Here is a 24479-nt window from a genome sequence, read left to right as displayed (position 1 = left end):
GTTGAACCGACGTTACTTCTTGCTGGCGCGCGGCGCGGGCGCCGGGCCATGTCTGGGGGGCTCGGCCAGCCGCTCGTAGCGGACACCGGTGAACCAGAGGATCTTGGCTTCGCGGGGTTCCTTGTCCTGAGGACGCGGCGCCCGCGGTCGCCGATCCGCAAATGCGACTACTATTGCCATTCTCGTCTCCATGCACTGCCCGAGACGGATGAACTTGCGATGGATTTCACCCTGCCCGCCAATCTGCGAGCCGGCGCGTCCTGCGGTGCCGGCATAACCGAACCGAGGGCATTCGCGCCTTTCTCACGGCACCTGACTGAAATACCGTGATGCGGAGTTTCGACGATCCAACCACTCAAATCGCGTCGTTCCTGTCCGAATTGAGACACATGACAGTTAACAGTTTACTAATACTCAGCGCTTGCCAAACACAGTTCCCCTGACTTCCTCTTTAACGCATGAAACGCCGGTTTGGTTTCATGCCGCCTGCGCGCGGGTTCTGGCACCCGTTGAAGGATAAAATCGAATATAATTCATATCGTTGGCAATGCAGCCACGACCCCGCGCGCCGGCGGCGCTGCAGGTGTTGCAAATATGCGGCAGACCGACATCCGTTGCGTCGCACCCCAGGATCGGGACGATCCGCCCTCAATCGGAGAGCGGGGTTGCGGCCATCGCCGACCCGCGAATCGTTCCAGACGCGAGCGGCAGCGAAGGGCAACAAGCCCTGCCGGTGATTCCCATCCTTGTTCGAAGACTCGGATATCGCGGAGCTACCGCACCAACGGAATATCAGCAGCGAGAGCCTTAAGACGCCGTCTGCAGCACCAAGCAAGGTGTGCACTGGAGCGATGATGACAGCCACGCAAAAGCTGCTTCACGCCCGCAAGATGACAGCAGGACTAACTGTCGCTGCGGTCGAACGAGCGATCGGAAGCCCTCAGAGCAGGCCTTCAAAAAGCACGGGATTCTGTTGCCGGCTAATTATCCAGCAACACGTCACACGTGTGTATTTCTGTTGCATTTTAATAAAATCTTCAGCATGCATTAACCGTACCGGTGTAGGATTTGTTCATATCCGTGCGGTCCGACCGGTGTCCCGCCAGCGCTATCGGCCCACGGTTTCCCTTGGTTCTGCGTTTTCAGGGTGTGCGTGTGCGTGACCGGTTTCGAGACCTCGAGGGCCCGTTGGCCGTCAGGAAAAAGGACGTGGTGTTAATGGCGACTGTCAGCAGTTTCGAGAGCCTGTCACATCCGACACGATCCGAATTGCGTCAATTCGCCGAGCTTTTCACACCGCTGTTCCAGGCCTCCTCCGATGAGGCCAAGCGCCAGGCCGTCGCCGCCCTTTCGCAATGCCAGACCATGCCGGCAGCCGTGGCGCTGTTCATCGGCAATCAGCCGATCGAGATCGCCGCGCCCTTTCTTGCCGCCTCCAAGGCCATTGCCGACGACACGCTGATCACCATTGCGCGCATGCAGGGCGCGGCGCATGTCAGGGCGATCGTCAGCCGCGAATCGCTCTCGCCGAAGGTCATCGACGCGCTGGTGGCGTTGCGCCAGACCCAGCCGCGACCCGCGGCCCCTGCGGCGCCGATCACAGAATCGGAGGCCGTGCCGCTGTCGCCGGTCCCGGCCGAGAACAACGAGGCCGAAGCGCTGGCGGAACAGCGTATCGCCAATGAAGAAGCGTTGCGCGAACGCATTCTCGACCTTGCCGGCCATCTCGGCCGCAAGGACGATGACAGGCTCGGCCTGCGCACGCTGACCGACATTCAGGAGGCGCTGCTGGTGCGCTTCGCCCGCCTGCGCGAGGCAACCCATTTCGCGACCGCGCTCGCCGATGCGCTTTCGGCCAGCCGCTGGCTTGCCGAACGCATCATGCTCGATCTATCGGGCCAGCAGCTCGCCACGACGTTGACGAGCCTCGGCATGGGGTTTCTCGACGCCGTCCTCGTGCTGGAAAGGTTCTATCCGCACCTGGCCGAACAGCAGCATAATGTCACGCGCGCCTGGATGGTGCTTGATGGGCTCGATCCGGAAGAATGCCACGAAAGGGTAGAGGCCTGGCGGCGCGCCGACCGCTACACCTACAAGCCGGAGGCGGCTGTTACGCCGGCCCGCGAGGAAACGGAGAGCCACCGCTTCGTCCGCCAGGCGCCGGTGCAGCGCGACATGCGCGTGCTCGGACGGCGGTCACGCTGAGCTGACGCTCAACCTTTCCCCGCAAGCGGGATCATGTCGCCCAATTCCTCCGCCTCCAGTTCGACGATCCACAGATCGGGGTCGAAGCGGCGTTCGCGCTCCAGCATCGCCCGCACCGCCTCCGGCTCGCTGCGCGCAAGACGGATTTCGAAAAGGCGATCGCGGATCTCGTCTTCGCCGAAGGCGGTCTGCGGCGCCGGCGCATAAAGCGTTTCCAGGCCGTCGCGAAAGTGCTGACGGATGAAGATCGCACCCGCCTCCTCGGCCCCCTTCTTCTCGACGGCGGCGAAATCGCCGCTGGCGAAGACCCGGCGCAAAAGGGAGGAAACGAAGATATCGGCGCGTAATCTCATCGGCGCGGTATAGACCGGCGCGCCGGCATCGGCAATCGGCGCTCGGATGTTGCCGGATGCGTCAAACCTTGACCGCCAGCCGCAATCCGCCCCAATGGCGGCCGCGCACGGTGATCGGCGCGGAAATATCCTTCATCATCACGAAATTGCCGCCGCCCATGTCGCGCCGATAGGTCTGGACGAGGAAAGGCGCGGTGCTGCGGCCGGCGGCCAGGCCGACACGATCGGCGAAGATGCGGCGATTGCGGCAGTTGGCAGTGTTCCAGACGGCGTCGCCCGGCCGCTGCGGCTGCGAGAACTTCCGGTTATGGGTCGGCAGATAGCCATTCTCGTCGATAGCCGCGCAGAAGGCGACTCGCTCGTCCAGGGCAAGGAGCGGCTCCTGGATCGGCGGCAGCAGGCGGTCGGTGAGCTCGGTGAAGGCCGCCATCATCTGCGCCGGATCGGTGCCCGGTATCGGCCGGTAGCGGCGATCGAAGAGGGCGTCGAGGCCGATCTGGCCCTCGGCGACGGCCCGTTCGAATGCGCCTGATATCTGCTTTGCCACCGATTGCGCCTCCTCGATCCAGCGGCTGTCGGCGGTCTTTACGCCGGCGCTCGCCGTCAACTGGACCAAGGTTTCGGAGAGACCGACGACACTGTCGACCCGTTTTGCCGCCTGCTGCAGGGCGACATTCGATCCGGCGACCTCGCCGGACATCTCGCTGAGCTTTTCGACGAAACCGGCGCATTGCTGGTCGACCGCCTCGGTGGTGTTGGCCATGACGGTGGAACTGTCGAGGATGCGGGTGATGACATGTTCCATGCTTTCGAAGGCACCGCGCATCGCCTCGGACTTGTCGCGGACTCCGGCAGCACTATTGCGCGCATCGCCGCCGACCACCGACAGCCGGTCAATCTTCACCCGCAATTCGTCCAGCGTGTCCTGGATCGAGCCGGTCGCCTTCGAGGTCTGCAGCGAAAGCGCACGGACCTCGGCGGCGACGACGGCGAAACCCTTGCCGGCATCGCCGGCGCGCGCTGCCTCGATCGCGGCATTCAGCGCCAGAAGGTTGGTCTGGCGGGCAATGGTGCTGATCTCATCGGCGATCTTGTCGACATCGGCCAGCGACTTCGAAAAGCCGGCGATTTCGGCACCGATGACGTTGGAGGACTGAACCATGTGGCCGATCTCGGCGACGGAGCCGGACAGGCGGTTGGCCGATTCCTTCAGCATCTGGCGGGCTTCGGCCGCGGTGCGGTCGGTCTCGCGCAGCGACAGGGCGACAGAGCGGTTGGTTTCGGCAATCGAAAGCGCGGTGCGGGTGACATGATCGAAGGCGGAGGCATGGCGGGCCGACATCGCCGCCATGTCCTGAATGGCGCCGGCAATATCGACAAGATCGATGCCAAGCGTCGAGGCCTCCTCGGCAAGGCGCTGCAGGATGTGACGCAAGGCCGTGCGATCGGGGCCTTCCGCTTCGACGACCGGTTCTCCGGCCAAATCGTCTATCGCCTTCAACGCATGCATGACCGACGTTCCCCCGCCTCAATCGGCAAAGCTTCGACCAACATGGTTAATAAGTTGCAAACGGCGCCGGCGTCTTAGACTTAGGTTGTAGAGCCTCGAGCCAGGGGCGTGCGGCTGCACGCTGCGCGAAACGTCTCAGATCGCGCCGATTTCCTTGAGTTTTTTCAGCACCGCCTCGTTCGGCTCACCGTTTTCGGGCAGGTTGTAGTGCTTCTGGAAGTGGCGGATGGCGGCGCGGGTCTGCTCGCCGGCAACACCGTCGACGCCGACATTGGCATAGGCCATGTTGGAAAGACCCTTCTGGATCTTCAACACCAGGTCAACAGTGGTGAGTTCGCTTGATGGAAGCTGCTTTGCGGCTGATGGAGCCGTCTTGACGGTCTTTTCGGCGCTGCGAATCGCGGCGGCCACCGGGTCTTCCGCCGCCGCCTTCGAGCTCACATCCTCACGCGGTTTTTCCGCGGGCACGGTCGAGGGGCCGGCGGCGTCGGTTTTCAGCGCAGCCAGCACCTCCGGCGTCGCTTCCCCGGTCTGGGCCATGCCGACGGTCTCCTGGAAGAAGAGGATGGCGGCGCTGGTGCGGGGACCGATAATACCGTCAGGAATGCCGTTATAAAGACCGCGGCGCACCAGCTGCTGCTGGATACCCATGACGAGCTCGCTCGGCTGCTGAGTCGGTGCGGCCGGCGCCGGCGTGGCGCTGGTGGTGGTGGCAGCATCTTCAGGCCGTTCGATCCGGAAGGTGGTAACCTCGCCCTGCTGCTCTTCGGCTGGGCGGCGGGCGCCGAGCACGTTTGAAGACTGCGGGTCGCGCGTGCGCAAAATCGGATGCGGATGCAGGCCGGGCTGATACCAGAGCGCATTGGCCGCGACAAAGGAGAAGATGACGACGAAGGCGATCGTGCCGCCTGCAACCGACGGATTGCGGCCGATGACGCCGCCGAGCACAGATGCGCCCTGCAGACCGAGACCACCCAGCGCAGATGCTCCCTGCAGGCCGAGGCCGCCGAGAGCGGCCGCACCTGACACCACCAGGCCGGGCTGCTGCCGTCGGTTTTTTCCCTTAGGCGATTTTCGCTTGCGCGCGGCCATCGAAAAGCCCCTCTTCCAATTCTACCCCTGTTTTGACCACGTCTTTCAGCCGCGGCGGAAACTCGACGGTCGCGCCATGGCCGGCATCGTCTGCCCGCCTGGCGCCAGAACCATCCACCGCGATCTCGATGGTGATGATCGTACCCTCACCCGGCTGGCTGGCGATAGCAAAATTTCCGCCATGCAGCGCCACCAGCCCCTTGACCAGTGAAAGGCCGAGGCCGGTGCCTTCGAAGCGGCGGGTGTAATCGTTCTGGATCTGGACGAAGGGCTGCCCGAGCATCGCCAGCTTGTCGGCGGCAATGCCGATGCCGGTATCGCTGACCGTCAGCTTCAGGATGCCGTCGCGGGCCGCCGCATCGACGGAGACGACGCCACCGGCCTCGGTGAACTTGACGGCATTGCCGACGAGATTGATGAGGATTTGCTGGATGGCGCGCTGATCGGCGACGATCTCACCGAGGCCGCGCTGGATCCGGCTCGTCAGGGTGACGCCCTTGGTCTTGGCCTGCAAGGCCAGCATCGATTCGCAGGATCTGACGGAGGCCGATATATCGAAGGCTTCGAGGATCAGCTCGTAGCGGCCGGCCTCGATCTTGCTCATGTCGAGCATGGTGTTGACGACGGAAAGCAGGTGCGCCCCGGATTCGCGCACGAGGCCGACATATTCCCGCTGGCGATCGTTTTCGAACTTGCCGAAATATTCGCCGATCAGAATGTCGGAAAAACCGAGAATGGCGTTCAGCGGCGTGCGCAGCTCATGGCTGACGGCGGCGAGGAAGCGCGACTTGGCATCGTTTGCCGATTCGGCATCAGCCGCGCGGCTTTGCGCCTCGGCCCGCAGCTGCTGCTCGACGGAGACGTCGCGCAGCTGGGCGATCACGGCGGTCAGGTCGCCATCGGCATCGCGCCGGGCGGTCATATCCATTCTGAGATAAGCGAACTGGCGCTGATCGCGCGAAACCGAAGGCCGGTCGAGACGCAGATCGACGCTTGCGGCATCCTCGCCGCGCCTGAGGCCATCGAGCGCCTGCAGGAACAGGATGCGATCGGAGACATGCACCTGCTCCAGGAAGCCCCTGCCCTTCGGATCGCGCATCCAGGCGAGGAAATCGCGCCGATCACGGCCGCCGATGGTGGCGACGCTGCCGTGCGGATCGAGGAACAAGACGAGACCAGGCGTGACGCTCAGGAAGAAGTCCTCGGCCGACTGCGTGGCGATGCCGGCCGACGAGCCCTGGCGGGCAAGCGCAATGCTGCCGACGGCGGAAAAGAGGAAGGCGGCGCAGACCATGGCGACACCGGCCGGCAAGGCGACGGCGGGGCTGGTGACCGCCGAAAGACCGACGGGCGCGGCGACGAGAGCGGCCGAGGACAGCAGCACCAGGCGGCGCAGAATCGCAAGCTCGCGTTGGCGCACGGCTTCACCGCCGCCCGTCCGGGAGAGCCAGCTTGTCGCCGCCCGGTCTACGAGCGCCGTCACCCAGCCGCCAATGTCACTCAATACTCGCACGCAATACCCGCCCGAAAAAGGCTGTCTGTCGATCCGGACAATAGGCCCCCGCGACTTAAGGAAAGGATAAGGCAAAAGCGCCGTTCACAGCCGGAAAGGGCAGAAATTCCCGTTTTGATGCATCCGAGAGGCCCTTTGCTTTTTGTGGTTAATAGCCGGTAAGCAACGGAATTCCTTCATATTTCAGCACAGCGTTAACTCCTGTGGCAAGGCGAGCAGCCAAAAGCCCTGCAATTGCAAGGAGGTGCTGCCCTGATGCTTAACGGCAATCGCTCGCATTCGACTTAAATGCTGCTCAAATCCGGTTCGCTAAAATTTGAATTAAATTTGCCGCAAATGCGCGCGAGTTTCGAAAAGCGGCGTTCGCAACTAATCGATAGGGTGGAAGCACACCGGACAACCGGCCTGATTCGGCGAAAAGAACCGGACGGGAAAACAGGATGGGCAACGACAATGTGGTTTCTGATCAAAGGATCCTTCTGGTTTGGCCTTGTGCTCGTGCTTCTTTCCGTCTTCAGCACGGAGGGTTCCGACAAGCTCGCCAGCGGCCCGCAATTGCAGCTTTCCGACGCCTTTACGGCGGCGAGCGGCGCCTATGACTATCTGACCGGCATGTGCTCGGAAAAGCCCGAGGTCTGCGCCAAGGGCGCAGAGACCCTGACGGCGCTCGGATATCGGGCCCGCGAGGGCGCCCATGTCGCTTATGAATTGCTCGACAGCCAGTTCGCCGACGAACCGGCAACGACCGCAAGGCTTGCCGAAACGGCAAAGCGGTCGGCACCCGCCCTGCCTTCCCTCGCCACCCCCTCCGTCGAGGAGAAAGTGCGCGAGGCAAAGGCTTCGCTGAACCAGCCGATGCCGTACCGTCCGCCGGTCGATGATGAAACGGCCGCCGAGACGGTGGTAACCGGCGCGATCCCGCTGCCGACGCCGAAACCGGCGATCTGACTGTATTGCGAGGCGGCCGCCCGCAACGCATTTCGAATTCTTCGTTCTTGTTTGACTCAATTCCGGACGAAACAGCTTAGCAGCCGGAATTGCCTGAGCTTGCATCGGTGGTCCGCATGACGCGGAAATGCCCCATGCCTGACGTGCCTGCCCTGTTTAATTCAGCATCTTGCTGCGCCGTGAGGAAGCCCATCCCTCACGGCGTTTCTTTTGAGAACGAGCACGCATCAATATGCGGCGGGGTCTTGCGACATGCGGCAAATCCGACGCCGCAACGCGCTTTAACGGTTCAAATCCGTCGGTCTTTCACCTATATGCAGTATTAGAGCATGTCCGTAGGCAGAATTGCCGTGCAGTTTCGCCGGCCATGCCGATGGTGAAAGGCTTTCCATGGCATCCCTCGACCAGATCATCGACGACTTTGCCTTCCTGGACGATTGGGAAGACCGCTACCGCTATGTCATCGAACTCGGCAAGGCGCTGCCCGAACTGGCCGAGGAAAAGCGCACCTCGGAGAACAAGGTGATGGGCTGCGCCAGCCAGGTCTGGCTGGTGACGCACACGTCGGGCGATCCTGATAACCCGATCATGAACTTCGAGGGCGATTCCGATGCCCATATCGTGCGCGGCCTTGTCGCCATCGTGCTTGCCACCTATTCCGGCAAGCCGGCATCCGAGATCGCCGCGCTCGATGCCTTCGAGATCTTCTCGAAGATCGGCCTGGTGGAGAACCTGTCGTCGCAGCGGTCGAACGGGCTGCGCTCGATGGTGAAAAGAATCCGGGAAGAGGCGAAAGTCCGTGCCGCTGCTTGAACGCGATTCGATTCGGGCCGGACGCGTGTGGCAGCGCCCTCTAATATAGTATATTAACACTTCCTTATAGTATAGGAATACATTCTACGCTGCACTTCCGAAGCATAAGATCCGGCGCCTCGTGATCTCCCGTCCTCACCCGGATCATTTGCGATAGGCGCAAAATAGTCCGGAATATAATTTTCCCCGCCTGGAACAGGATAATGTCGGGCCTCCTCAGACTAAAGTCTGATTCCCCATGTCAATTCATAAGTCGGAACAGAATGTCGTCCGAATCGGCTCGCAGCCTTTGGAATCACATTCGCGATAAAGACAGAAAAGCCGGGCACAAGACCCGGCTTTTGTCGTTGATGGCTTTCGAAAAAGCTCAGCCGCGGCCGCGCTTGCGGCGCTGACCCAGGCCCATCTCCTTTGCCAGGCGCGAACGCGCTTCGGCATAGGCGGGCGCTACCATCGGGTAGTCGGTCGGCAGGTCCCACTTCTCGCGGTATTCTTCCGGCGAGAGAGAGTGATGCGTCATCAGGTGGCGCTTGAGGGACTTGAAGTTGCCGCCGCATTCCAAACACGTAATCTGCTCGTCCTGTACGGACTTGCGGACAGAGACTGCAGGCTTCTGCTTTTCGACAACGGCCGCAGCGGGCTGCGGTACGGACGTGTTGCTCAGTGCCGAATGCACGTCGGAAATCAGGTTTGCCAGGTCGCTGACCGGGACAACATGGTTGCTGACATAGGCCGCGACGATGTCGGCCGTCAGTTCCACAAGCAGCTCCGGCCCATTGCCGGTCGCCATATCTGTCATATGTTTTCTCCTGTTAGCATGCTCAAACGATCTTTGACTGTCACGCCAAAGACCCGCCTCGTAGAAGCGAACAGCAAAAGCACAGGAAGCAATCTTCTGTTTCGAAAAACGTGAAATCCACCCCTAGATTCCGAAGTTCGAGACCTGTTCTTATACTGCCTGACCAAAAACCACTACGTCGTGCTCCAGGCGGCGGCCTCAGTTTAGACATTGAAAAATCAACACTGAGGGACTTGGAAGCAGTACGATTGTAATTCACAATCAGAATTCTACTTGCATTTTCAAATACCATCGTTTGGCCGAAAGGCCAATTATTATTTGTCGTTTTTCTTGAGAAAAAATGGCCGGCGAAGAATTATAGGACTTTAGGCCAAGCTTTACTCACAGCTTCCTGTGCATAAGTCGAACGTAAAACAGGTTAAGATGGCAATAGCAACCCCTCAGCGTTCGCGCATATCATCGCAGACCGAGATGGCGCCGAGATCGTGTCCCGAACTATGGGCCGCCCTGGCCAGCAGATGGGCGGAAACCGGCGCCGTCAACAGGAAGAAGACGAACCCGGCAAGGGCGCGGGCGATAACCGCCGGATCCTGCGAATAGAGGCCGGCGGCAAAGAGCAGCAGGCCGGAGCCGACGGTGCCGGCCTTCGAGGCCGAATGCATGCGGGTATAGAGATCGGGCAGCCGGACCAGGCCGATCGCCGCCGCAAGGGCAAAGAGCGCACCGGCAACCAGCAGCAGCGCGGTGACGGCTGCGACGAGATAAGCTGTCATCGTCCCTTCCTCCCTGCCCGGCGCGTCTTTGCGCCGCCCGTTGCCGCGGACACCGATGGCGGCGATTTGATGTTGCCGCGCGACAGCACGAAGCGGGCGAAGGCGACGGTTGCCAGGAAGCCGACGAGGCCGAGCGAGATGGCGATATCGATATAGAGGGAGAACCCTGTCTTAACTGCGATGACGGCAATGAAGCCGATGGCGACGCCGGTCAGCATGTCGAGGGCGAGGATCCGATCCGGCAAGGTCGGACCTGCAACGACGCGCCAGACGGTCAAGAGCAGTGCCAGACCGAGGATGAGGAGGGCGGCCGAGGATGCGACGGCAACGATGTCGGCGGGCGTGATCACCGGAAGGCCTCCATGATCTTGCGTTCGAAACCGTTGGCAATGCCGCGCCTTGCAGCCTCCGGATCCGAGCAATCGAGCGCGTGGACATAGAGGGTGCGGCGATCTGTCGAGACATCGACGGAAAGCGTGCCGGGTGTCAGCGTGATGAGATTTGCCAGCAGGGTGATCTCGAAATCGCTCGTCACCGTCAGCGGAAAGGCGAAGATGCCGGGCTTCAGCTTCATATCCGGCGACAGAACCGTGAGCGTGACCTTCCAGGCCGACAGCGACAGTTCCTTGAGGAAGAGGGCAATGAGCGACAGCACCAGGCGGGTGCGACGCAGATATCCCCCGCCGCCGAAGGGTTCGCGGATGACGGCCAGCGCCAGAGCCGCCAGCAGGAAGCCGAAGACGAGATTGTGCAGCGAGGCGCTGCCGGTAACGGCAATCCAGGCGATGGCAAGCAGCAGGTTGAAGAGGAAAGCGATCACCGCTGAGCTCCTTCCGGGAACACCGAATGGAGATAGGCCTGGGGATCGGCAAGGCCGGCGGCGGCCGCTTGCGACAGCGCCAGCAGCCGTTCCGGCAGGATGCCGAAGCCGATGGTGAGCGCGGTCAGCGCGGCGACCGGCAGAACGGTGCGCCAGGAAGAGCGCGACGGCGCGAGCGTCATCGGCGCGGGACGCCAATAGGCAAGGAGAAAGAGCCGGCCAAAGGCGATCGTCGTCAGAAAACCGCCGGTCAAGATTGTCGTCGCCAGCCACCAGGCGCCGCTATCGAGCGAGGCCTTGACGAGCATGACCTTCGGCCAGAAGCCGGAAAAGGGCGGCAGGCCGCAGGCGGCCAGGAAAAGCACCAGTGAAAGTGCGGCAAAGCCGCCGCTTTGGCGATAAAGCCCGCCGAGGTCCGACAGGCAAAAGCCGCCGCCGCGCCGGGCGATCTCGCCGGCGGCAAGATAAAGCGCCGTCATCAGCACCATGGAATGGAGAGCGTAGAAAACCGCGCCGGCGATGCCGCCGGCATTGCCGAGCGCGACGCCGGCAAGCATGTTGCCGATGCCCGAAATGACGACATGGCCGAATAGCCGGCGGACATCGTTTTCGGCAAGCGCGCCGAGCGCGCCAACGAGAATGGTCGCGGCGGCCGCGAGCGCGATCACAAGGCTGAGTTCGGCGCGTTCGGCCGGCAGCAGCATGACCATCACCCGAACCAGCGCGTAGATGCCGACCTTGGTCAGCAGGCCGGCAAACAGTGCCGAGACGGTGATGCGCGGCGTATGATAGGCGGCGGGCAGCCAGAAATTGACCGGGAAGGCGGCCGCCTTCATGGCGAAGGCAAGCAGGAAGAGGCTTGCCAGCGACATCAACGGCGCCGTGCCGCTGATGTCTCGCGCCTTCCCGGCGATATCGGCCATGTTGAGCGTGCCGAAGACGGCATAGAGAATGCCGACCCCCACCAGGAACAAGGTCGTGGCGATCAGGTTGAGCACCGCATATTTCAGCGCCCCGTCTATCTGCTGCCGTTCCGATCCGAGGATGATCAGTCCGAAGGAAGAGATCAGCAGCACCTCGAACCAGACATAAAGGTTGAAGACGTCGCCGGTGAGAAAGGCGCCGGTGACACCGGCCATCAGCAGCATGAGCAGCGGAAAGAAGCCGTAGCGGCGGCCGCTTTCGCTGATATCGGCCAGCGCATAGATGCCGCCGGCTAGCCCCGCAAGGGCTGCGGCGAAGGCCATCAGCGCACTGAAGAGATCGACGGTGAAGGCGATGCCGAAGGGCGGCAGCCAGCGCCCCATGACCATGGTGAGCGGTCCTTCGGCCGCGACCTTGGCAAGCAGCGCCGCATCGATCAGCGCCAGCCCCGCGAGGCCCGAAATGGCCAGCCAGGACTGCAGGCGGGGATGGGCGCGCACCATCAGCAGGACAGCGCCGAGCGTGATGCAATGGGCGACCGGCAGAATGGCGAGCCAATGCGCTAGCGGCACCGGGGCGGTCACCAAGGCGGCGGAGAGATCGACGGTGATTGGGGCGGCCATCAGGTGCGGCCTCCGGGATGGTCGGGGGCGTGCCGTAGGGTACCCCCCTCTGCCCGGCCGGGCATCTCCCCCACAAGGGGGGAGATCGGCAAGAGGCGGCCGCTTCTCGATATGGTAATTTCACGCCAAGCAGCTTCGCCGATCTGAGGCATTTGACTGGAGCGAGACGAGGCTCCCAGCCGATCTCCCCCCTTGTGGGGGAGATGCCCGGCAGGGCAGAGGGGGGTGAGCATCCGCACCGGCATTCGCGTCAATACCCCAATGGTGGCAGCGGCCGGTCGTCGGGTTCGGCGGCACGCATTTCGCTGGTGTCGTCGGTGCCGAGATCCTGATAGGCGCGGTAGGTCAGCACCAGCAGGAAGGCCAGGAAGGAAAAGGAGATGACGATCGCCGTCAGGATGAGCGCCTGCGGCAGCGGATTGGCCGTGCCGGCGGGCAAGGTCTCGAGACCCGCCGGGATGATCGGCGGCACTTCGCGCGTCAGCCGGCCTGATGTAAAGAGCAGCAGATTGACGGCATTGCCGAGGATGGCGATGCCGAGCATGATGCGGATCGAGAATCGCGACAGCATCAGGTAGATGGCAGCGGCAAAGAACAGGCCGACGAGGATCGCCAGAAGGGGCTCCATCACTCCATCTCCTTTTCTTCCGATGCCACTTCCTTTTCTTCCAATGTGAGGGCGATCGAGGTGATGGCGCCGAGTACCACGAGATAGACGCCGAGATCGAAGAGCATGATGCTCGACAGCGGCACCTCGAGGCCGAGAAGGTTCGGGTAGATCCAGAGGCCGGTCATGAAGGGAACGCCGACGACGATCGAGAGAAGACCGGCCGCAGTCGAAAGGAAGAGGCCGCAGCCGGCAATCGACAGCGGGTGGAAGAACAGCGCCCGGTGAACGGCGGCAACGCCGCGGGCAATGCCGTAAATCGCCAGTCCCGAGGCGGCGATCAGCCCGCCGATGAAGCCGCCGCCCGGCTCGTTGTGGCCGCGCAGCAGCACGAAGACGGAAAAAAGCAGCATCAGCGCGGTGAGGAAGGGGGCGATGGTGCGGAAGATCAGGGTATTCATACGATCATTCCCCTGCCCCCACCGCATCCGGATCATTGGCGGCAAGCTTGCGCTCGGTGCCGGCGCGGATGCGGATCAGCGCCAGGATGGCAAGGCCGGTGACCGCGACGACGGCGATCTCACCGAGCGTATCGGTGCCGCGGAAGTCGACGATGATGACGTTGACGACATTGGCTCCGTGGGCGATCGATTTTGAATAGGCGTTGAAGAAGGCCGTCAGCGCATTGTTGAACGGTGCCTGCGTCGCCCGCAGCAGCAAGAGTGCAAAACCGAGACCGCAGACGAGCGCCAGTGAGCCGTCGAACAGCCTGCGGCCGAACGGCCGCCGGTCGGCCGGCGAAAGCTTGAGCCTTGTCATGACGAGGGCGAGGATGACAACCGAAAGCGTTTCGACCATGAACTGCGTAAATGACAGGTCCGGCGCCCCGAACAGCAGGAAGATGACGGCGACGGCGAATCCCTGGATACCGAGCGAGACGATCGCCGTCAGTCGGTCGCGGGCGATGAGCACGGCGACAAGGCCGAAAGCGGCGATCAGCAGGACCGCCCCTTCATGCAGCCTGACATCGGCGGGCCAGGCGGGAAAGCGCGGCAGTTCACCATAAACGATGGGCGGAACGATCAGGATGGCGGCGAGGCAGAGGAACGTGCAGGCGACATAGATCTCAAGCCGTCCCGGCTGGACGACACGGATGAGGTGGGCGGAGAAGCGGACAAGACCCGATACGGCCAGATCGAAACCGTGATCCGGCCCCCGCCCGGCGGCGCGCAGGAAAACCGCCATCCAGAATCGCGCGCGATCGAGCTGCCAGTAGACGCCGATTCCGAGCAGCACGGTCAGCAGCGACAGGATCAGGGGCAGGCCGATATGCGGCGCCAGCGAGATGGTGATTTCAACCGGGGTTCCGCGGATAGCGGCTGCGATCGGCGAAGACAGAGCGGCATGGGTGAAGGTCGAGAACACCGCCGACAACAGGCCGAGGACGGCGAGAGCGGCGGGGCCGAGCCAGAGCAGCACGGGCGCCTCGTGCGCGGATTTCGGCGTCTCGACCTTCTGGCCGAGGAAGGGTTTCAGCGCCACGGCAAAGGCGACGGCAAACATCAGCGCGTTGCCGAAGACGGCGATCGCCGTGAAGGTGATGGCGCGGATGTCGCCGCCGGCGAGCGCCGTATAGATCTCCTCCTTGGCGAGAAAGCCGAAGAAGGGCGGCAGACCGGCCATGGAGAAGGCCGCGGCAAGGGCGATGAGCCATGTCAGCGGCATCGCCCGCCTGAGGCCGCCGAGCCGGGTGATGTCGCGCGTGCCGGTTTCGTGATCGATGATGCCGGCGACCATGAAGAGCGCGCCCTTGAAGAGGGAATGCGCCACCAGATAGAGCGCCGCCGCCTCCACCGCGTGGTCCGAGCCGAAGCCGATCAGCATGACGAGCAGGCCGAGCGACGAGACGGTGGTATGAGCGAGCTTGAGCTTCAGGTCGGTCTGGCGGATGGCGAGCGCCGTGCCGACCACCAGGGTGAGCCCGCCGAAGAATGGTAGAAGGATTTCCCAGGCGGGCGTTGCCCCCATGACCGGGTTGAGCCGCATCAGTAGATAGACGCCGGCTTTTACCATGGTGGCCGAATGCAGGTAGGCCGAAACCGGCGTCGGCGCCTCCATGGCGTTCGGCAGCCAGAAATGAAAGGGAAACTGCGCCGACTTGGTAAAGGCGCCGCCGAGCACCAGAATGAGAGCGGCGAGATAGAGCGGGCTTTCGCGCAGGACATCGCCCGATACGATCAGCTGCGACATCTGCGTGACGCCCGACATGTTCCAGAGGATGAGCAGGCCGGCGAGCAGGCACAGCCCTCCCCCGCCGGTGACGACAAGCGCCTGCAGAGCGGCGCGACGGGCCGCCTCGCGCTCGTGATCGAAGCCGATCAGCAGGAAGGAGGTAATCGACGTCAGTTCCCAGAACACGAAGAACATCAGGAAGCTGTCGGACACCACGATGCCGAGCATCGCGCCCATGAAGAGAAAGATGAAGGAGAAGAAGCGGCCCTGATCCTTGTGTCCCCTAAGGTAGGCGCCGGCATAGAGCACGATCAGCGTGCCGATGCCGGTGATCAGCAGCGCGAAGGCCAGCGACAGCCCGTCGAGGAACCAGGAAAAGGAGAGGTTGTAGCTCGGCACCCAGGCATAACCGCCGGTGACGGTCTGACCGCGTGCGACCTGCGGAAGCAGGCGCAGAAAATGCAGGAAGGCGAACAGCGGAGCGGCGGCCAGCAGCCAGGCACCGTTTGCGCCGAGGAAGCGGATGACGAAGGGAGCGGCAAGAGCGCCGGCGAGCGGCAGACACAGGGCCAGAAATGTCAGAGCCGTGACATCGGCCATGTCTCCTCCTCTACCGCCCAGACGGAAAGCCGATCTCAAATCGGCTTGTCTTCTGACTTAGGCGAAACGGCAAGGCGTCTCAAGCGATTTCGGTCGCAGCCAAACCACGCTGCAAAGTTCCAAGCCCTCAGGCCATCGATCGGGAAAGACGCGTCAGCAACCGGACGGCGCAGCCGTGCAGGACGAAGGCCACAAGCGCCAGCGGCCAGAGCAGGCAGGCGACCAGCCCGGCAAGACGATGGAACGTCAGGCCGTCATGATTGGCCCAGCCTTCCAGCATCGTGATCGCGATGGCGACCGCGGCCACGAGACCGTAGAGCAGGACGATTGCCGCTTCAAACACCAATGTTTCCTCAATGCACGTAACATTAACCCTAACAGAAAACCCTTAATGGATGTAAAAGAAATCGTCTTCCCTGAACTGCTGCATGCCGCGATTGTCACCGCAGGCGCTGAAGGCTTGATGAAGCAAGGACGGCGCACCACATTTCCTCGCAAGACGGAACCGCCCCTCGGCGAAAGGAGCACGTCATGTCCGAAACTGCAACCACCGCCAAGATCCATAAGACCGACGCGGAATGGAAAGAGCAGCTGACGCCCGAGCAATACCGCATCACCCGCCAGCACGGTACCGAACGCGCCTTCACCGGCCCCTACTGGGATTCCTTCGAAACCGGGCTTTACCGCTGCGTCGGCTGCAACGCGCCGCTTTTCCGCTCCGACACGAAATTTGATGCCGGCTGCGGCTGGCCGAGCTATTTCGAAGCAGTGTCGCCCGATGCGGTGACCGAGCATCGCGATACCACCTACGGCATGGTGCGCACCGAAATTCGCTGCGGCACCTGCGACGCCCATCTCGGCCACGTCTTCCCCGACGGCCCGCCGCCCACCGGCCTCCGCTACTGCATCAACGGCCACGCCATGGTGTTCGAGCCCGGGAAATAAGGCGTTCGGCTCTGAAAGCGGCCAAGGGGGATTCCGCACGCAGGAGCGGCCGATGGCGCTGCCCGACCGGCTGACCCTGCGGGAAATCACGCCTGCCGATCTGCCCTTTCTCCACCGCATTTTCGGCGATAAAGGCGCCAATTTTTTCTTCGTTCCTATTGAATTAAAAGCCCGCAAAAACCAATTAATCTGCCGCAAGCCGAGCGCCCCTAAGAGGCCGCTGCCTTATCGCCGATCACAGCTCGGAGGCCGCTTGGCGCAGATTGCTCGTTCAACATCGCGGTAGGGAAGGAGCGAATGATGAAACCCGATGTGTTCAAACAGCCTGTCACTATTTTTGTCGGCCTTGGATTTCCAGCGAAGGTCCGAACAGTCATGGAGGCGTATCGGCATCTTGCCGAATGGCCGGAGACATTCAGAGACCCCGCCCATTCTATTGCCCTCAAGGCCTGCACCGCCGCACTCCGCGGCGAAATCGAGGCGGAAACCGCCCGCGGCCTGTTCGTCGCGTTTGCTGAGAAACACGATCTGCTGGCGCCGGAGAGCAGCCTTGATGACGTCGCTTCCGCAGCGGAACAAGGAACCGCACGTTCGTTGAAAATCTTCGGGGCATGAGCGCCCGTCGGCGATTGGCCCGCGGTTTAGAAACACTACACTCAGCGGGCCGGCCAGCGCGTTAACATCACGAGAGGGACGCTCACCCTCATTCACCTGATGACCAAAAGAAAGCGCGCGCCATCCCGCAATAGTTCCAGGGCGGCTACAGCCGCCTTGCTGATGGTACGACGCAATTCTGTAACCGAGGAGACTGGGGTTCTGTTGACCGCGACGATTACGTCGCCTGCACGAAGGCCGGCGCGGTCGGCTCGGCTGTCAGCAGCCACGCTCTCGATCACGACGCCCGAGGCTCCAGCTGCCCCGGATTCGGGTGCCGAGGCGTCCCGCAATATCGCACCGTCGAGCAGTGTCCCCGAGAGGCCAGAGGAGGTGCGACTTTCGCTCGTGGTGGTGACTTCAATCTCGCGCTGCTCGCTGCCGCGCTTCACGGTCAGTCTAATCTCGCTGCCCACTGGCGTGAGGCCAATGCGGTTCCTGAGGTCAGTCGCGCTACGCACCGCGTTGCCGTCCACGGCGGTCACCACATCGCCGGTTTTCAGTCCAGCCCGATCGGCGGCCGAGCCGGGTTCGACGTTGGCGACGAGCGCGCCGCGCAGGTCACCGAGACCGAGCGCGTCCGCCAGATCCGGTGTGATATCCTGGATGCCGACGCCCAATCGGCCACGCTGTACCTCGCCATGGGCGATCAGCTGCTTCATCACCGACACGACCATGGTGGTCGGCACCGCAAAGCCGATGCCGACATTGGCGCCCGCAGGACTGAGAATCGCGGTATTGATCCCGACCAGCTTGCCATCTAGCGTCACCAGGGCACCGCCTGAATTGCCCGGGTTGATGGAGGCATCGGTAAGCGCGGCTCCAGCGGCAATGGCTACGGAAGCAGCAATCGTGTGGAGTCTTGCGGCGAGATCAAACATCGGTTGCTCCTTGGATCTGACGGTTACTACTCCGACATCGTCCTTGGCACCGGGCAAAAGAACGGGCTCGGACACCCGAGCCCGTTCAGACCGGACTCATGCGGCCGACAGCGGATGGTTATGACTGAACCAGATGCTGCCTGCGGCCAGGACAGCGACTACAATGCCGGCAATCACATGCGCCCACATGGCTGCCGTCGCGGCCGAAAAGCCAAGAATCCATGGAGCGACCAGGGCCCAAAGGCCGAGCACCAGGTTCGCCCACTCCTCCGCCTCATAAAACGCATAGAGAGCCGCGACGGCGAGCACGGTGATGGCAGCGCCGACAATCCATGCATTCCAGGCTGCAGAAGTTTCAGCGGCGAAGCCGAACAGCCAGGGTGAGATCAAGAGGCCAAGACCGGCAACGATATTGACGATATCGAAAGCCGTCCGGTTGTTAGAAGACAGAGACTTCAGCATCGGTCATTTCTCCTTCTTGTTTTGGTTGGATCATCAATGGACCGCCTCCTGTGGACAGGAGACGGCTGCGGCGCCAGTGGATCACCGTCACCGCAAGCCTCGGAAATCGTGGCGCGGGGAGCTGCAAGTGGGGCTGTTGCCGATATTCCCGCCAGGAACAACAGTCCGCCCTTCCTAAAGGCGTCGCCTGCGATCTCCTTAAATTCGAGCTCGGTCGGGCTTTCGGGCAGTTCGGGGACCGGCTTCGCACCACGCCCGAAACGACCGCGCGCGGCCGCAGCAACCGTTAAAGCAAACCTGTCGAGCTGGATTTTGTGGCAATCGACGACATGCGGGTTCATGGGCGCACCTCATGCTGCCTTTTGTTCGGGCAGATCATGACCCCGTCTCCCGCCCTCTCGTCCGGGCACGACCAGCCTCGGAGACAGCTGTGCGCCCGTGTCTGCCTGTCGTTGCAAGAAGTAATCGAGACCCTGCCGCTCCGCATAGCGAATGGCCGATTCGAGGGTCGGAAATTTCAACTCCACCTGCACCAGCGTCTCACCACTGCCGGTGTAGCCCAGCAGAGGCTCGATGAACGGAGCGCTGCAGCGATCGAAGACAAGCCGCCACTCCTTGGTCGGTGCGGTTGCCAACGTCATCACGGAGCAGGACGGTTTCAAGATGCGGGCAGTGGCATTCTCTGGAAACAGTGATCTTCCCGCAAGAGGATGGCTGCGCCGACTGTTGTTCGAGGCGCGGGGACCGCAGGACTTTGGTTCGCTTTCCTTCTGTGATTGATGAACAGTTTCCATCGTTTATCCTCCCCATTCCGGCAAGGACAAGCGGCGGCCGCGGGGCGGCCGCCGCGCTCGTTTCGATCAGCTCCTGATGGCGATGCGCTTGACCTGTGACTGAGCCTTTTCGGTTTTTGGCAAGCTTACGGTCAGGACGCCGTTCTTGAAGGTGGCCTCGACCTGGTCTTCCTTGACCTCGGTGCCGAGCGGGATGCGCCGCTCGAAGCGACCGTAGTAGCGCTCCGAGAACTGCTTCTCCTTGTCTTCGGTCTCCGAACGCTTTTCACCTTTCAGCGTCAGAACGCCGTCATCGAGCAGGACTTCGATGTCCTTTTCCTCGAGGCCGGGTACTTCGGCCGTCACCTTGATTTCCTTGTCGGTATCGGAGATTTCGACACTCGGCCAGCCGGCACCAAAGCCGCTGGCGCCACGCAGTGACGGTGGCCCGGAGCCGAAGCCGCGGAAAACATCGTCGAACAGCCGATTGACCTCGCGATGGAGCGACAGGAAGGGATCGCGGTCATCGTCGCGAAGGAGACTCGGACCCTGGTTGCCGTTGGTGCGACCCCAGGGAATCAAGTCACGGACACTCATGGTTTTACTCCTTTCTGGTGGTTGTTGGGCAAGCTCTCCACATGGCGCCAGCCATCTGGCCGATGGCTGCCTGCTGCCGGGGCAGAGCTCAAGCCGCGTGCTTGCCGGCTTCGATCTGTTCCGGTACCGCCTTCGGCATCGCCTGAGCCGTTGCGATCTCAATTTGGCGCGGCTTCACCTCTTCCGGTGTTTCGCGCTTGAGACCGATGGTCAGCAGACCATTGACGAGCTCGGCATCCACAACCTTCACGTGGTCGGCGAGTTCGAACCGGCGATGAAACGGCCGTGTGGCAATGCCGCGATGCAGATACTGAACATCTTCACCATTCGCCTTCTGGCCGGAGACGACGAGCATGTTCTCCTCTTGACTGAGCGCCAATTCATCCTGTGAGAAGCCCGCCACTGCCATGGTGATGCGGTAATCATCCTCGCCGGTCTTGACGATGTCATAAGGCGGCCAGTTGTCGACTGTCTCGGCGCGGCGTGCAGCCTCGAGCGCATTCAACATTCGTTCGAAGCCGACGCTCGAGCGAAACAGGGGCGTGAAGTCGGAGTTTGTCCTCATAGCCATATCCTCCTCATAAGCAACATGGATACAAGGAGACGCCAAGAGCGACCGGCGTCTCCTGGACCTTCTGTCGACCCCTCTTCAGCGATCGACAATATTTATGTAATTCAGCGGCTTAACGTTTCAAGGGGATGGAATTTCGCAGAGGAAAATTGATTTCATTTATAGGCGCACCATATGCTGGGCGCAGCTTGAACCAGGAGAAATGGCTATGACAATGACTTCAGGCGACGTCATCGCCGTCCTTGGGCCTGCCGACAGCACGCTTGTAGCCGAGGTCATCGCAACAGGTGCAACGCAGGCCGAACTTGCCGAGGCATTTGCCTGGGCCAACAACGATGAGGCGCTAATCGGCGAAGGCCGACCTCTGCCGACCGGCCGGATTGCTGCGCTGATCGACCTGCTGAGGGCGGATGAAGAGGAAGAGGATTAGAGAGGCGGGGACCCGCCTACTCCAGACCGTGCTTCGTCATGCGGTGGTGAGCACCTGAACGTTGCCCCGACGATCGATGACATCGACCACGACCTGCCGTCCCGACCCCCGGATGGCGACGTCAGCCGAACCACTGCCGATCCACAGGTGCCGCAAGATCACCTCGTCGACGAACGAGGGAAGTTGCGGCAGATTGAAGCTGATTTGCATGCCATCCGGGTCGAAGTCGAGGCCGAGACAGGATTGCAGCAAAGACAGGGGCGCTGCAGCCGCCCATGCTTGAGGCGAGCAGGCAACCGGATAAAAGGTCGGCCCCCGTGCCCGCTGACGCGGCATGCCGCAAAGAAGTTCGGGAAGCCGCCTGAGCTCGATATAGCTGGCGGCTGCGAACAACCCTTCGAAGATGCGCGCCGCTTCGGTTCGATAGCCATAACGGGCAAGGCCAGTGGCGATCATGGCATTGTCGTGCGGCCAGACCGAACCATTGTGGTAGCTCATAGGATTGTAGCGTGCTTCGGTGGAGGGAAGGGTGCGAATGCCCCAGCCGCAGAAGGACGATGCACTCATCAGAGTGCGGGCAATCTGTGCCGCCCGTTCAGGATAAGCTATACCGGTGAACAGGGCATGGCCGGCGTTCGACGATCGAACCCGGCAGGGTCGTTTGTCCCCGTCCAGGGCCAGCACATATGTGCCGAGTTCCTCGTCGAAAAAACTGATGTCAAAGGCACGGCGCAGTCCTTCCGCCCGCGCGAGAAAGCTCGCCGCTCGTTCCGGCTTACCGATTCGCCGAAAGATTTCCAGGGCACTTAGCCAAGCCCCATAGACATAAGCCTGAACTTCGGCGATCGCGATCGGCCCCCTGGCCAATGTGCCATCGGCATGGAACACCGAGTCGTGGCTGTCTTTCCATGCCTGATTGATCAGGCCCTCTTCGGTCAGCCGACCATACTCGACGAAGCCGTCGCCATCGCGATCGCCGTATTCGTCGATCCATGTCAGCGCTGCCTCGATATGCGGCATCAGACGTTCGATAGTCGCAAGATCCGAGGTTCGTTTGAGATAATCGCCTGCCAGCATGACGAACAGCGGCGTCGAGTCGACGCTGCCGTAATAACGCCGGAATGGAACCTCGCCCAGCTCGGCCATTTCACCGTAACGCACTTCGTGCAGGATCTTGCCCGGCTCGGCGTCCGAGGCAGGATCGACGTTCGCCGCCTGGTTGGCGGCCAGATGACAAAGAACCCCGCGCGCAATCTCCGGATCGAGCCAAAGTGTCTGATGCGCGGTGATCAAAGCGTCGCGGCCGAAGACGGTGCTGAACCAGGGAATTCCAGCGTAGGGATAGGGACCTTCCGCCGTGTCGGTCATCAACATGTAGAGGTCGGAGACGCTGCGCCGCGAAACTTCGTTGAAGATCTCGTTGGAAGTTGCAATTAAAGCCGCGCGCGAGGAAGAAGCGCGCAGCGCACGGCGTGCATCCCGCAGCGCCAGGAAGAAAGAATAATGGGCAGGTTGATCGGCGGAGGTCTGGTCGCAGCCGATGGTGATGAAGAGCGATCTGGACTCGTGCGGATCGAGCTCGAAATCGTAGGTCACAAGATCGCTGCGGATTTCCGAGGGCTCAGGTACAAAGGAAAGTCGCGTCGACCGCTTGTGATCGTCCAGGCCGATATAGGAAAGGAGGATGCAAGCCGGCTCGATTACGGCGGGAAGATCGCGGCCTCTCTTTGCTCTTGCCGTTCCGCGGACTTCGAAAAGATCGGCGAAATCCGCCTGGAACGCGATCTGGATGCGGACATGTTGGCGCCGTTCGTCATAATTCCGCACAGCCACCCGCTCATAACAGCGGTCATTCCACAGAAACCGTGACCTGCGCAGGTGAATCAGGTCATGGCCCATGACCAGCTTTCCCCTGTCATCGAACAGGTCAGGATTGGTGAGGTCGCAAGTCAGCGTGGCGTTGTCATCTCGAAGGGTCGACGACAAAAGCATCGGCCGCTGTCCATTGATCGTCAGGTAGAGATGCGAGAGATAACGGGTATCCCGGTGGTAAAGACCTTCTGGGCTTCCAGGCCCGGATAGAGCGTCGCCATTGTAGTCGAAGACGGCGAACGTATCGCCGTGCTTCAGGGTACGCGGCCGGCGCTCCTGCAGCGATGCGGCAGCCGGAATGAAGAACTGGGCGACCGCCGCCGGGCGTAGTGATGCAGTGGCGGCGTCGATGCCCGCAGAAATGTTCGACATGTCTCCTCCTTGGCGTCAGGCGACAGCCTGCAGGTCGGGCGCCTGACCATTCGACCGGCGGATTGGCGCCGCTTTGGTGCGAACACCCGGCAAGTTGCGATAGATGTCGAGATAGTCGAACGCCATCCGCTCCGCAGTGAAACGCTTTTCGAATGCGCCCCGCACTCTGCGTCGATCCAGCCGGAGCGCCCATTCGACGTTCTCGGCCGCCTCGGTGACACTGTCGACCAGAATGCCGGAGACGCCATTGTCAATGACCTCGGGAACCGAGCCGCAGCCGAACGCGATCACCGGCGTGCCGCAGGCCATTGCCTCGATCATCACCAGTCCAAAGGGTTCCGGCCAGTCGATGGGGAAGAGCAGCGCGCCTGCATTGCCAAGGAAGTCAGCCTTCTGGTGTTCATTGATCTCGCCGATGTATTCCACATGCGGATGGCTCTTTACCATCGGCTCGATCACGGTTTCCCAATAGGCTCTGTCGACATTATCGATCTTGGCGGCGATCTTCAGCGGCATTCCGACCTTTGCCGCGATCTGGATCGCGCGGTCGGGGCGCTTTTCCGGAGAAATCCGCCCGAGGAAGGCAAGGTAATTGCCCTTCGGATTCTCCGTGAAGGGAAGTAGATCGGCCGGCAAACCGTGATAGACCGTGCCGCGCCAGTTGACCGGTGGCATCGGGCGGCGCTGATCATTGGAGATCGACACCAGCGGAACGTCCGGGAACGCCGTGTAAAACGGCTTGAGATCAGGCAGGTCTAGCCGTCCGTGCAGTGTGGTAACCGTGCGATCGGCGAAATCGCGGATCAGCGGGAAATGCAGGAGATCGATGTGGAAATGCAGCACGTCGAACTCATGCGCGCGCTGACGGATCTCCTCCAGCATCACGACCTGATGCGGCAGATGGTCCTTGACCGTCGGATTCAACCGAAGTGCGACGTTCGCACACGGCAGCAGTCTCGCGCGGGTGACGGAATCGCCGCTGGCAAACAGCGTGACCTCGTGCCCCTGGCCGGCGAGTTCTTCAGTAAGATAAGAGACGATCCGCTCCGTTCCGCCGTAGAGCTTTGGCGGAACGCTCTCGGCAAGCGGTGCAATCTGAGCGATCTTCAT

Annotated in this window: 28 protein-coding genes and 1 pseudogene; 7 read left to right on the top strand and 22 right to left on the bottom strand. The window is 61.9% G+C overall.

Annotated features, from left to right (window positions below; genetic code table 11):
• Positions 1 to 12 precede the first annotated feature (12 nt).
• A complete protein-coding gene (locus N2597_RS04885; protein WP_183597011.1) occupies positions 13 to 180 on the bottom strand; it encodes a hypothetical protein in 168 nt (55 codons plus the stop codon).
• A gap of 975 nt (positions 181 to 1155) precedes the next feature.
• Here N2597_RS04885 and N2597_RS04880 point away from each other — a divergent pair.
• Positions 1156 to 2205, top strand: coding sequence for a DUF2336 domain-containing protein (locus tag N2597_RS04880; protein WP_183597058.1), 1050 nt, complete (start codon positions 1156 to 1158; stop codon positions 2203 to 2205).
• Between the two features lie 8 nt (positions 2206 to 2213).
• Here the strand turns inward: N2597_RS04880 and N2597_RS04875 are convergent, their stop codons facing one another.
• The 4 genes from N2597_RS04875 to N2597_RS04860 all read right to left on the bottom strand — a co-directional run bounded on the left by N2597_RS04875 (position 2214) and on the right by N2597_RS04860 (position 6673).
• Positions 2214 to 2558 carry a DUF1491 family protein gene (locus N2597_RS04875; protein ID WP_038687782.1) on the bottom strand — a complete coding sequence of 115 codons (345 nt, stop codon included), beginning with the start codon at positions 2556 to 2558 and terminating at the stop codon, positions 2214 to 2216.
• Positions 2559 to 2619: 61 nt separating this feature from the next.
• Positions 2620 to 4068 (bottom strand): methyl-accepting chemotaxis protein, encoded by a 1449-nt coding sequence (locus N2597_RS04870; RefSeq protein ID WP_183597013.1) that lies wholly within the window; start codon positions 4066 to 4068, stop codon positions 2620 to 2622.
• Between the two features lie 135 nt (positions 4069 to 4203).
• Complete coding sequence (locus tag N2597_RS04865) at positions 4204 to 5160, bottom strand: peptidoglycan-binding domain-containing protein (RefSeq protein WP_010055705.1); 957 nt, start codon at positions 5158 to 5160, stop codon at positions 4204 to 4206.
• Positions 5132 to 6673 carry a sensor histidine kinase gene (locus tag N2597_RS04860; RefSeq protein ID WP_106795341.1) on the bottom strand — a complete coding sequence of 514 codons (1542 nt, stop codon included), beginning with the start codon at positions 6671 to 6673 and terminating at the stop codon, positions 5132 to 5134. Before N2597_RS04860 ends, N2597_RS04865 begins: the two co-directional genes overlap by 29 nt.
• A 453-nt stretch (positions 6674 to 7126) precedes the next feature.
• On the opposite strand from N2597_RS04860, the gene N2597_RS04855 reads away from it, so the two are divergent.
• Both N2597_RS04855 and N2597_RS04850 read left to right on the top strand, forming a co-directional pair.
• A complete protein-coding gene (locus N2597_RS04855; protein ID WP_096764231.1) occupies positions 7127 to 7621 on the top strand; it encodes a DUF5330 domain-containing protein in 495 nt (164 codons plus the stop codon).
• Positions 7622 to 8011: 390 nt separating this feature from the next.
• Complete coding sequence (locus N2597_RS04850) at positions 8012 to 8434, top strand: SufE family protein (protein ID WP_009987486.1); 423 nt, start codon at positions 8012 to 8014, stop codon at positions 8432 to 8434.
• A 367-nt stretch (positions 8435 to 8801) separates the two neighbouring features.
• Here N2597_RS04850 and N2597_RS04845 read toward each other — a convergent pair whose 3' ends face one another.
• The 9 genes from N2597_RS04845 to N2597_RS04805 form a co-directional block, all read right to left on the bottom strand.
• Entirely contained in the window at positions 8802 to 9233 is a 432-nt protein-coding gene (locus N2597_RS04845) for a Ros/MucR family transcriptional regulator (protein WP_010060045.1), read from the bottom strand.
• Positions 9234 to 9673: 440 nt separating this feature from the next.
• Positions 9674 to 10006: a monovalent cation/H(+) antiporter subunit G gene (gene mnhG, locus N2597_RS04840; protein WP_077994820.1), complete on the bottom strand. Its 333-nt coding sequence runs from the start codon at positions 10004 to 10006 to the stop codon at positions 9674 to 9676.
• Positions 10003 to 10356, bottom strand: a complete 354-nt coding sequence (locus N2597_RS04835; protein WP_077994819.1) for a cation:proton antiporter — start codon at positions 10354 to 10356, stop codon at positions 10003 to 10005. Before N2597_RS04835 ends, mnhG begins: the two co-directional genes overlap by 4 nt.
• Complete coding sequence (locus N2597_RS04830) at positions 10353 to 10826, bottom strand: Na+/H+ antiporter subunit E (protein WP_183597015.1); 474 nt, start codon at positions 10824 to 10826, stop codon at positions 10353 to 10355. The genes N2597_RS04835 and N2597_RS04830 overlap by 4 nt, the downstream gene beginning before the upstream one ends.
• The gene (locus N2597_RS04825) at positions 10823 to 12373 is read right to left on the bottom strand and encodes a Na+/H+ antiporter subunit D (RefSeq protein WP_183597017.1); all 1551 of its coding nucleotides are present in this window, start codon (positions 12371 to 12373) and stop codon (positions 10823 to 10825) included. The genes N2597_RS04830 and N2597_RS04825 overlap by 4 nt, the downstream gene beginning before the upstream one ends.
• A gap of 250 nt (positions 12374 to 12623) precedes the next feature.
• Positions 12624 to 13001: a Na+/H+ antiporter subunit C gene (locus tag N2597_RS04820; RefSeq protein WP_038687763.1), complete on the bottom strand. Its 378-nt coding sequence runs from the start codon at positions 12999 to 13001 to the stop codon at positions 12624 to 12626.
• Entirely contained in the window at positions 13001 to 13441 is a 441-nt protein-coding gene (locus tag N2597_RS04815; protein ID WP_183597019.1) for a Na(+)/H(+) antiporter subunit B, read from the bottom strand. The genes N2597_RS04820 and N2597_RS04815 overlap by 1 nt, the downstream gene beginning before the upstream one ends.
• A gap of 4 nt (positions 13442 to 13445) precedes the next feature.
• Positions 13446 to 15812: a putative monovalent cation/H+ antiporter subunit A gene (locus tag N2597_RS04810; RefSeq protein ID WP_183597021.1), complete on the bottom strand. Its 2367-nt coding sequence runs from the start codon at positions 15810 to 15812 to the stop codon at positions 13446 to 13448.
• A 127-nt stretch (positions 15813 to 15939) separates the two neighbouring features.
• Positions 15940 to 16155 (bottom strand): hypothetical protein, encoded by a 216-nt coding sequence (locus tag N2597_RS04805; RefSeq protein ID WP_010056887.1) that lies wholly within the window; start codon positions 16153 to 16155, stop codon positions 15940 to 15942.
• Positions 16156 to 16343: 188 nt separating this feature from the next.
• Here N2597_RS04805 and msrB point away from each other — a divergent pair, with 188 nt between their 5' ends.
• The 3 genes and pseudogenes from msrB (at position 16344) to N2597_RS04790 (ending at position 17355) form a co-directional block, all read left to right on the top strand.
• Positions 16344 to 16757 carry a peptide-methionine (R)-S-oxide reductase MsrB gene (msrB, locus tag N2597_RS04800; protein WP_008528859.1) on the top strand — a complete coding sequence of 138 codons (414 nt, stop codon included), beginning with the start codon at positions 16344 to 16346 and terminating at the stop codon, positions 16755 to 16757.
• 52 nt (positions 16758 to 16809) lie between these two features.
• On the top strand, positions 16810 to 17043 hold the full coding sequence (locus N2597_RS04795; RefSeq protein ID WP_077994815.1) for a GNAT family protein: 234 nt from the start codon (positions 16810 to 16812) through the stop codon (positions 17041 to 17043).
• A gap of 14 nt (positions 17044 to 17057) precedes the next feature.
• Positions 17058 to 17355, top strand: a pseudogene (locus N2597_RS04790) (DUF982 domain-containing protein).
• A 109-nt stretch (positions 17356 to 17464) separates the two neighbouring features.
• Here N2597_RS04790 and N2597_RS04785 read toward each other — a convergent pair.
• The 6 genes from N2597_RS04785 to N2597_RS04760 form a co-directional block, all read right to left on the bottom strand.
• The gene (locus N2597_RS04785; RefSeq protein WP_183597023.1) at positions 17465 to 18292 is read right to left on the bottom strand and encodes a PDZ domain-containing protein; all 828 of its coding nucleotides are present in this window, start codon (positions 18290 to 18292) and stop codon (positions 17465 to 17467) included.
• A 96-nt stretch (positions 18293 to 18388) separates the two neighbouring features.
• A complete protein-coding gene (locus N2597_RS04780) occupies positions 18389 to 18754 on the bottom strand; it encodes an SPW repeat protein (RefSeq protein WP_009992872.1) in 366 nt (121 codons plus the stop codon).
• On the bottom strand, positions 18748 to 19095 hold the full coding sequence (locus N2597_RS04775; RefSeq protein ID WP_125461965.1) for a DNA-directed RNA polymerase subunit omega: 348 nt from the start codon (positions 19093 to 19095) through the stop codon (positions 18748 to 18750). Before N2597_RS04775 ends, N2597_RS04780 begins: the two co-directional genes overlap by 7 nt.
• Positions 19096 to 19104: 9 nt before the next feature.
• On the bottom strand, positions 19105 to 19548 hold the full coding sequence (locus N2597_RS04770) for an NADH dehydrogenase ubiquinone Fe-S protein 4 (protein WP_183597025.1): 444 nt from the start codon (positions 19546 to 19548) through the stop codon (positions 19105 to 19107).
• Between the two features lie 66 nt (positions 19549 to 19614).
• Positions 19615 to 20124, bottom strand: a complete 510-nt coding sequence (locus N2597_RS04765; RefSeq protein WP_183597027.1) for an Hsp20/alpha crystallin family protein — start codon at positions 20122 to 20124, stop codon at positions 19615 to 19617.
• An 88-nt stretch (positions 20125 to 20212) separates the two neighbouring features.
• The gene (locus tag N2597_RS04760; protein ID WP_009995635.1) at positions 20213 to 20689 is read right to left on the bottom strand and encodes an Hsp20 family protein; all 477 of its coding nucleotides are present in this window, start codon (positions 20687 to 20689) and stop codon (positions 20213 to 20215) included.
• A gap of 214 nt (positions 20690 to 20903) precedes the next feature.
• Here N2597_RS04760 and N2597_RS04755 point away from each other — a divergent pair, with 214 nt between their 5' ends.
• On the top strand, positions 20904 to 21125 hold the full coding sequence (locus N2597_RS04755) for a hypothetical protein (RefSeq protein WP_096764224.1): 222 nt from the start codon (positions 20904 to 20906) through the stop codon (positions 21123 to 21125).
• Positions 21126 to 21161: 36 nt separating this feature from the next.
• Here the strand turns inward: N2597_RS04755 and N2597_RS04750 are convergent, their stop codons facing one another.
• Together N2597_RS04750 and N2597_RS04745 are read right to left on the bottom strand one after the other, a co-directional pair.
• Complete coding sequence (locus N2597_RS04750) at positions 21162 to 23369, bottom strand: amylo-alpha-1,6-glucosidase (RefSeq protein WP_106795349.1); 2208 nt, start codon at positions 23367 to 23369, stop codon at positions 21162 to 21164.
• Positions 23370 to 23384: 15 nt separating this feature from the next.
• Entirely contained in the window at positions 23385 to 24479 is a 1095-nt protein-coding gene (locus N2597_RS04745; RefSeq protein WP_183597029.1) for a glycosyltransferase family 4 protein, read from the bottom strand.

It is taken from the genome of Rhizobium sophoriradicis, assembly GCF_025200795.1.
In the GTDB taxonomy this organism is placed as follows: domain Bacteria; phylum Pseudomonadota; class Alphaproteobacteria; order Rhizobiales; family Rhizobiaceae; genus Rhizobium; species Rhizobium sophoriradicis.
Note: the sequence above shows the minus strand (reverse complement) of the source record. Positions and strands in the feature narration are given on the sequence as shown.